Here is a 6,000-nt window from a genome sequence, read left to right on the forward strand (position 1 = left end):
ACGACGATGACGCCGACTGCGAGTGAGCACACTCCACATGCGGTGGCACGGTCATGACGGTGTTCTCCCGGCTGTTGGGGATGTGGCCGGCGCGGGCCTGCGCCGTAGGGTTCGGTACCGCTGCGACCGGAAGTCCGGGAGACGCTGCACCGCCGGAATTTGCGGCACAGTCGTCGGTGAGTGGATGGTGGGCCGTAAGGCGCACGCCTGCTCGTCGCCCTGAACACTGAAAGCGTCAAAGCCGCCACACTAAATCCGCAGCTGCCGAGGCTATTTCGGGATTGCGTTGGAGATTAGCCCCTGCCATGGCGCGCCACGCTCGTCCTGCATGAGCGATGTGAGTGTGAGCTCCAAAGTGGGTCGTGTTGGTCTGCCCACATGGACAATGTCTTAGGCATTGAAATTGTCAGTTCGGGTGAGCTTCCTCATTACCGAGACGGACCTGCCGTTACTGTGTGCGGTCGACGATTGCCGATGTAGAAGGAGAGCACGATGGCGGTATCACCGAGGAATTCCGAAGGTTCGGCGAAGAGGACGACCAAGGAGATCCGTGAGTGGGCGATCGGAGAGGGCCGTGAAGTGTCGCCCCGCGGTCGGATTTCGGCCGAGATCGAGCAAGCTTTCCATGACGCTCAGGCAGAAACGGCGCCAGCGAGGAAGGTAGCCGCGAAATCGTCGGCCGCGAAGAAGTCGGTCGCTAAGAAGGCTCCGGCGGCGAAGAAGGTGGCTGTGAAGAAGGCTCCGGCGAAGACAACAGCGCCGAGGACGACGGTCGCGGAGAAGATAGTCGCGACGAAGGCGCCGGCGAAGAGCGCGGCGGCGGTCAGCAAGGCTCCGGCGAAGGCGACGACCAAGGAGATCCGTGAGTGGGCGATCGGAGAGGGCCGTGAAGTGTCGCCTCGCGGTCGGATTTCGGCCGAGATCGAGCGAGCCTTCCATGACGCTCAGGCAGAAACGGTGCCGGCGAGGAAGGTAGCCGCGAAATCGTCGGCCGCGAAGAAGTCGGTCGCGGAGAAGGCAGTCGCCAGGAAGGCATCGGCGGCGAAGAAGGTGGCTGCGAAGAAGGCTCCGGCGAAGACAACAGCGCCGAAGACGACGGTCGCGGAGAGGATAGTCGCGACGAAGGCGCCGGCGAAGAGCGCGGCGGCGGTCAGCAAGGCTCCGGCGAAGACGACGACCAAGGAGATCCGTGAGTGGGCGATCGGAGAGGGCCGTGAAGTGTCGCCCCGCGGTCGGATTTCGGCCGAGATCGAGCGAGCCTTCCATGACGCTCAGGCAAAGGAGGTTCAGGCACAAGCGGTGCCGGCGAAGAAGGCGCCTGCGAAGAAGGCAGTCGCGGGGAAGGCTCCGGCGAAGACGTCGGTCGTGAAGAAGTCGGTCGTGAAGACGTCGGGCGCGACGACGGCAGGGGCGAAGACGGCGGCTGTGGCGTCGGCGGCGGCTGCGGAGTCGGCTGCGGATGCGACGGCCGCGGAGACGACGGCCGTGAAGAAGAAGGTCGCGAGGAAGACGTCGGGCGCGAAGACGTCGGGCGCGACGACGGCAGGGGCGAAGACGGCGGCTGTGGCGTCGGCTGCGGATGCGACGGCCGCGGAGACGACGGCCGTGAGGAAGAAGGTCGCGAGGAAGGCTCCGGCGAAGTCGGTCGCGAAGGCGGCGGCTGCGGAGTCGGCTGCGGATGCGACGGCCGTGAAGAAGGCTCCGGTGACGGGAGCGGCTGGCACCGCTCCGGCGAAGACGACGACCAAGGAGATTCGCGAGTGGGCAATCAGGGAGGGCCGTAAAGTGTCCTTCCGCGGTCGGATTTCGGCCGCGATTGTGCGAGCATTCCATGACGCTGCGGCGAAGTTGCCGCTCCCGCTCAGTTGAAACGGGTGAGGGTCCGCTATTGAGCGTGACCGACCGACTCGCCCTGTTGCCGCGGTATGCCGTCTCGGGTGATCCCCTGTTCGGCACCGTGGAGGTCACCATCGAGGAGCTTGCTGAGTTGCTCGAACGCCAAGTCCCTCCCCGTGACCAGGATGCTGCGCCGCACTGACGGTGCGGCCGATCGTGGCGTACGCGAACAGCAGGTTGGGCGCTGCCGAGGATCCGTGGGGGGTCACGTCCTGGTGGCGCACCCCCTCGGACATCCTCGACGGCCGAACCCCGTTGCAGGAGCTCGAGGACGGCGATCTGACCGAGATCGCCGTCGACAACATGATCAGCGCGGCCGAGCGGGGAATGTAGGAGAGTGGGGGCCTATAACGGCAATCCGGCGAACATCGTCACCCTCGCGGCTTCGGACGCCGGTGTGGCGGGTGCACTGGACGTCATCGGCGTATCCTCCGAACGCGTTTGGGCCGCAGTAACATCGCGCCCTGTGGTGATGCGCGGGCACGGTGCGGGTTGGGTTCGAAGGTGACTGCGTCACCGAAATCCGGCAGTGGTCTGCGGGGTATGGACGAAAATCAGGAGCCGATCTGGAGAGGGTGTCCTGCTTCCGTTTGTACACCAACCACGTCGTTGACTACGTTTAATGCCCACAAAGTACGTTAATATCTAGGTTGTCTACGTTTGCACCGAACCAGGGGGAGGGCCTGTGATCTGGCCGGAGCACCGTACCGAGACTCGGGACTGGAACCCTCGTCATCGGCAGGGTTCGCGGGCTGACCGCACCCTGGAGACCGTCGACGTCTCGATCCCGCCGATGATCGGCTCCCTCGACTGCGATCTGGTCGGGACTGTTGCCCGCGCGCACGAGGAGGCGGTCATCGCTGTGGCCCGCCTCGAAGCAGGCTTCGGCGAGCACCTGGCGCCGCTGTCGGACTTCCTGCTGCGCAGCGAGTCGGTGGCCTCGTCGAAGATCGAGCACATCGACGCGGGCTGGCGGGCGTTCGGCAAGGCGCTGGCCGGCGGCAAGGCCAGCGAGGAGGCCAAGTCCCAGCTCGCCGCCGTGAAGGCTCTCATCGCGATGGTCGACGCGGCCGGCGATGGCCCGATCACCGGTGACACGCTGCTCGGTGCGCACCGGTTGCTGATGGCACCGGATTACTACACCGCCCGCGATTCCGGTCAGGTCCGCGAGGTGCAGAACTGGATCGGCGGCAGCGACTACACCCCGATCGACGCGCTGTTCGTGCCCCCGCCACCGGAACTGGTCGACGAGCTGATGGCGGATCTGTTGGAGTTCGCGAACCGCATCGACCTGCCGATCCTCGCGCAGGCCGCGATCGCGCACGCCCAGTTCGAGTCCATCCATCCGTTCACCGATGGCAACGGGCGCATCGGCCGCGCCCTGATCAGCGCGATCCTGCGGCGCCGCGGCCTGACCCACCGGGTCACCGTCCCGTTGGCGTCGGTGATGCTCGCCGATACTCGCCGCTACTTCGACCGCCTGACCCGCTACCGCTCGGGGGATGCCGACGGGTTCGTCGAGTACGTCGCCCGCGCGGCGATCGTTTCCAGCGAGGCCGCGCAGGACTCTGCCCGCGCACTGGCCGAACTCCCCGGTCATTGGCGGGACATCGCCCGGCCGCGCAGCAACTCCGCCGACGAGAAGATCATCGACGCCCTGCTCGATACGCCGATCTTCAGCGCCGATACCGCCCAGCGGATCACCGGCACCACCGATGCCAGCGCGTACCGCGCGCTCGGCCGGCTCACTGCGGCCGGGGTGCTCGAGGTGCTGTCCGAGAGCAAGCGCAACCAGATCTGGGCCGCCACCGCCGTGCTCGCCGAACTCGACGCGCTGAGCACCGCGATCGGCAGGCGCACCACCGAGCACCTGTAGCCGCCCGCAGGGCCCGCCGTTCTGCGTCCTCGGCTCCATCGCGGCGACGGGTGCTGGGTTAGGGCCCTGGCGGAGGTGTTGGCTGATCCGGATCATCGTTCGTGGCTGTCGCTGTCGGTGCCGGTGCCGGTGCAGCGCCGACGGCGAGGGCGAGGGCGTGAGGCGTTGCTGCTGCTGGTTCGGGAGCCGACGGAGAGCTCCGCAGTAGCAACGAAATACACGGTAGCGCAGAACCTGCCACTGTCGGCTGCGGCTCTGCCGGGCCACGGACGTGGCGGCGATGGAAAGCCCCACCGAGGGCGGCGCGGGTGACCCTGGACACGAAAGGCGGAGGCGCTGAACGCCCGTCGTTGGTACCACTGCAGCGCGAACGCGTCCGGTGGTGTCGAGGTTGAGCGCATTGCTCCCGGTCCCCACGCCTGGAACCGGATGCCGGTACGGCGTGTTTTGCGCGGTTCACTGCTGTGGTTCGGCGCGGGCCGGGGCTCATGTGCGCCCAGCCGGCCGTCCGCGGTCACCCCGGCCTGAGTATGGTGCGCAAAACCACAGGACGACGACCGTGTGTACCGGCGGAACGTCTCCGGGCGGAGGTTCCGGCGCTGCCGGAGCGGCCGTATTCGAGGCGCGCCGGACGGACCACTCATTGCCCGGTACCCGCTCACCGGTGACCGGAAGGACGCTTCGGCGAGGTGAATGCCGGGCATCGGTGGATTCCGTCCTGTCGATTGCGGAGGGGTTCGCGGAACGCGACAGCGAATCTCGTGGCTCTGCCGCCCGAATGTCGGTGCCGCGGGCTAGCGTCGAGTGGGTACCCGGCAGACGGAGGAGCAGCGATGAGCGCGGTCACGACGAATCAACCACTCGGTACCCCCACCTGGATCGACCTGGGCATCCCGGATCTGGACCGGGCGATGGCGTTCTACGGGTCGGTCTTCGGTTGGGAGTTCGACGTGGGTCCCGAGGAGTACGGCAGGTACACGATGTGTCTGCTCGGCGGCAAGAGGGTCGCCGCGCTGATGCCGAATCCCGACGAGAACGCGACCGAGTTCTGGTGGAACGTCTATCTGGCGACGGATGATCTCGATGCGACGGCCGCTCGGTCCGCAGCCGCGGGCGGCGCGCCGTTGATGGAGCCGATGGACATCGCCGACCAGGGTCGGATGGCGATGGTGCGGGATCCGTCCGGTGCGCAGTTCGGACTGTGGCAGGGGCGGGCACACGTCGGCTGCGAACTCGTGAACGAGCCGAACACGTTGTTGCGCAACGACTTGGTGACCCCGAATCCGGGCCCGGCGCGGGAATTCTACGCGGCGGTCTTCGACTTCACGTTGGACGGGAACGACGACCTGCCCGGCGTGGACTTCACCTTTCTGCGCAGACCGGATGGGCACGAGATCGGCGGCATCGTGGGCGATCCGGCCGCGTCGGTGTCCTCCTGGGGCACGCTGTTCCAGGTGGCCGATACCGACGCGGCCGTTGCCGCGGTCCGGGCCGGCGGGGGTACCGCGGAGGATCCGACGGACATGGTGTACGGGCGGACCGCGGATGTCACCGATCCGTTCGGTGCGAAGTTCACGGTGGGTTCCCCGCTGCCGGGTGCACAGGGGTAGACGCTGGTCCGGCTGCCCCGCCCACGACGGGTGCGTGCGAGGTGGTGCCGAGGGTGATCTCGGGCCGTCGGCCGAATGATGTCGAACCAGTCCTCGTGCAGCGGAAACTCACCGAACAGGCCGTCGCATTCCGGGCATCAGCGGGGCGCGGCCACACTCACCGCAAGGACGCCGATCCCACGCGCCAGACGAAGGTGATCAAGGCGCCGACCGCGAAAGGTGGCGGGCCGCGGCGCGGAGGTGGCTGGCGAGTTCGTGGAGTACGTGACCCGGAATGCGCCGCGACAGGAGTGGGCGCTGATCGCGAAGCTACTTCTCGATGAGGCGTTCGCCGACCCGGTGCGAACTCGTGCCGCGGACCTCGCGGAGGCGGCGGCCGAGCGGCGGCAGTCGTTGCTCGAGCAGGTGGCCACCCTCAAGGCTGGGGAGGCGGGCCGGGTGCTGGCACCGCGGGCGGGGAGTCGCGGACCCTGGTGAAGAAGTTGCGGGATGAGGGGGTACCGCTACAGCGGAGCGGGTGGTGGCCGCGTAGGCGGCGGTGATCACCGCCGCCCTGCCCAGCTGCTCACCTCGCAGGGCTGCCTGGATCCGATCGGTCTTGGTCTCGATGTCGCGGCG

8 protein-coding genes and 2 pseudogenes are annotated in these 6,000 nt (G+C 67.5%); 7 read left to right on the forward strand and 3 right to left on the reverse strand.

What is annotated here, in order from left to right:
• Window positions 1–492: 492 nt before the first annotated feature.
• Window positions 493–621: pseudogene (locus NOF53_RS17180) on the forward strand (Lsr2 family DNA-binding protein); the annotation flags it as partial.
• An 11-nt stretch (window positions 622–632) separates the two neighbouring features.
• Here the strand turns inward: NOF53_RS17180 and NOF53_RS17185 are convergent.
• The 3 genes from NOF53_RS17185 to NOF53_RS27740 form a co-directional block, all read right to left on the reverse strand.
• Window positions 633–854, reverse strand: coding sequence for a hypothetical protein (locus NOF53_RS17185; protein WP_445263535.1), 222 nt, complete (start codon window positions 852–854; stop codon window positions 633–635).
• Window positions 855–944: 90 nt separating this feature from the next.
• Entirely contained in the window at window positions 945–1,181 is a 237-nt protein-coding gene (locus tag NOF53_RS17195) for a hypothetical protein (protein WP_305086971.1), read from the reverse strand.
• Between the two features lie 105 nt (window positions 1,182–1,286).
• Entirely contained in the window at window positions 1,287–1,724 is a 438-nt protein-coding gene (locus NOF53_RS27740; protein WP_255970854.1) for a hypothetical protein, read from the reverse strand.
• A gap of 58 nt (window positions 1,725–1,782) precedes the next feature.
• On the opposite strand from NOF53_RS27740, the pseudogene NOF53_RS28035 reads away from it, so the two are divergent.
• From NOF53_RS28035 to NOF53_RS17230, 6 genes and pseudogenes are all read left to right on the forward strand, one after another.
• A pseudogene (locus NOF53_RS28035) lies at window positions 1,783–1,869 on the forward strand (Lsr2 family DNA-binding protein); the annotation flags it as partial.
• Window positions 1,870–1,894: 25 nt separating this feature from the next.
• Window positions 1,895–2,038 carry a hypothetical protein gene (locus NOF53_RS17210; protein WP_255970856.1) on the forward strand — a complete coding sequence of 48 codons (144 nt, stop codon included), beginning with the start codon at window positions 1,895–1,897 and terminating at the stop codon, window positions 2,036–2,038.
• A 14-nt stretch (window positions 2,039–2,052) separates the two neighbouring features.
• Entirely contained in the window at window positions 2,053–2,229 is a 177-nt protein-coding gene (locus NOF53_RS17215; protein WP_255970858.1) for a hypothetical protein, read from the forward strand.
• Window positions 2,230–2,581: 352 nt separating this feature from the next.
• On the forward strand, window positions 2,582–3,772 hold the full coding sequence (locus NOF53_RS27745) for a Fic family protein (RefSeq protein ID WP_255970860.1): 1,191 nt from the start codon (window positions 2,582–2,584) through the stop codon (window positions 3,770–3,772).
• Between the two features lie 833 nt (window positions 3,773–4,605).
• Window positions 4,606–5,382 carry a VOC family protein gene (locus NOF53_RS17225; protein WP_255970862.1) on the forward strand — a complete coding sequence of 259 codons (777 nt, stop codon included), beginning with the start codon at window positions 4,606–4,608 and terminating at the stop codon, window positions 5,380–5,382.
• A gap of 255 nt (window positions 5,383–5,637) precedes the next feature.
• Window positions 5,638–5,859 carry a hypothetical protein gene (locus NOF53_RS17230; protein ID WP_255970864.1) on the forward strand — a complete coding sequence of 74 codons (222 nt, stop codon included), beginning with the start codon at window positions 5,638–5,640 and terminating at the stop codon, window positions 5,857–5,859.
• The last annotated feature ends 141 nt before the right edge of the window (window positions 5,860–6,000 follow it).

The organism is Rhodococcus tibetensis, from assembly GCF_024438035.1.
Classification (GTDB): Bacteria; Actinomycetota; Actinomycetes; order Mycobacteriales; family Mycobacteriaceae; genus Rhodococcus_F; species Rhodococcus_F tibetensis.